Annotated in this window: 1 protein-coding gene; it reads right to left on the bottom strand. The window is 54.6% G+C overall.

What is annotated here, in order from left to right:
• Positions 1-266 precede the first annotated feature (266 nt).
• Positions 267-1,298 (bottom strand): IS110 family RNA-guided transposase, encoded by a 1,032-nt coding sequence (locus tag NCT05_RS36620; protein ID WP_250504795.1) that lies wholly within the window; start codon positions 1,296-1,298, stop codon positions 267-269.
• Positions 1,299-1,414: the final 116 nt, after the last annotated feature.

The raw sequence follows: 1,414 nt of genomic DNA, 5'->3' as shown, positions 1-1,414 counted from the left end.
TCCTCTATATGAGCGCCTCCCTTTGCACAAGCATCGATATGCTCACTCCGTGACAGGATGGGTTGCTGCTCTATATCCGGGCTTGTGGCAGCGATTCAACCTGCTGCGGCCCCCTATGAAATCCGCTGACTCGCACCTCACTCCCACATCGAGCTCGAAGCCCCATGGAATTTTCAGGTTTAGCGAATCCCGGTCCGACCTGTCATGTCATCACATACGCTGCCCGCGCAACCTTTGTTCTAAACCATTCCTTCTTCGTTCCTGCGCTATACGACCTTCACGATCGGCTTCTCGCTAACATATCCCTTCTCATACGGATGGCCGTGTGCGAGAACCGCCCAGATAGTTCTGGCCAACTTGTTTGCCAGTGCAACGACAACGACATTCGTTGGCCGCCGCTTTTTCAGTTGTTCGACCCAAAGACCGGGGTCTTTTGCGTTGTTCAGTACACTACGTGCACCATGCACGAGCAGCATTCGGAGATATCCGTTTCCGCGTTTACTGATACCGTGAAGTTGCACCCTCCCGCCTGAACCCGTTTGTTTCGGGACAAGCCCGATCCAAGCAGCAAACTCGCGGCCGGACTTAAATGCCTTGACATCACCCATCATCGCGACCGCCGCCGTTCCTGTGAGCAGGCCAACGCCCGGAATCTCGCATATCGCTTTGACCGCAGGATCATCCTTCCGCCAGTCCCGCATGCGTCGTTCGATTCGGGCGATTTGCTCATCGAGTTCGGCAATCCGGCTCCATTGTTCGCGTAAGGTATCGATCAGAACTGCTGGCAATCGCGCTGCAACGCGGGCGAGAACTTGCGGTATAGCTTCAATCAGAGCAGCACGGCCTTTGTTCATCACTTCGCCGTATTCGGTCAACATCCCACGAAGACCGTTTATCTGCATCGTGCGGAAAGCTACCAGTTGTTCTCGCGCACGATGAAGCGCAAGCATCGCCTGTTGACTTTCAGTCTTGACTGCAACTGGTTTGCTCGGCTGCTGTACCGCAAGCCAAATTGCGCGCGCATCCGCACTGTCGTTTTTGTTCCTGATGTTGAAAGCCTTCACGAACTCCGCCGGCATCAGTTTGACCTGGTGTCCCATCTTGGTGAGTTGCCGGGCCCAATGATGCGCGCCACCGCAAGCTTCCATTCCGATTAAACACGGCGCACAGTTTGCGAAGTGTTCTAAGAACTTCGCGCGCTTCACGGACCGATTTACGATCTCACCTGTATTCGCATCAACGTAATGCACTTGCATCATGTTCTTTGCAATGTCGATTCCGACGGGCGTGAGCTTCATGGGTGTTCTCCGAACCGGTTTGGGAAGACCCATGATCCTCCCAAACGAAATCGAGAATCCGCCGCTGTTGTAGTTATAGCGTCGGCGCAGGGCGGGAGGCGCTCATTTCATTCCCA

It is taken from the genome of Caballeronia sp. AZ7_KS35, from assembly GCF_023631045.1.
GTDB classification, from domain to species: Bacteria; Pseudomonadota; Gammaproteobacteria; order Burkholderiales; family Burkholderiaceae; genus Caballeronia; species Caballeronia zhejiangensis.
This window is presented reverse-complemented; position numbering and strand designations above follow the sequence as displayed.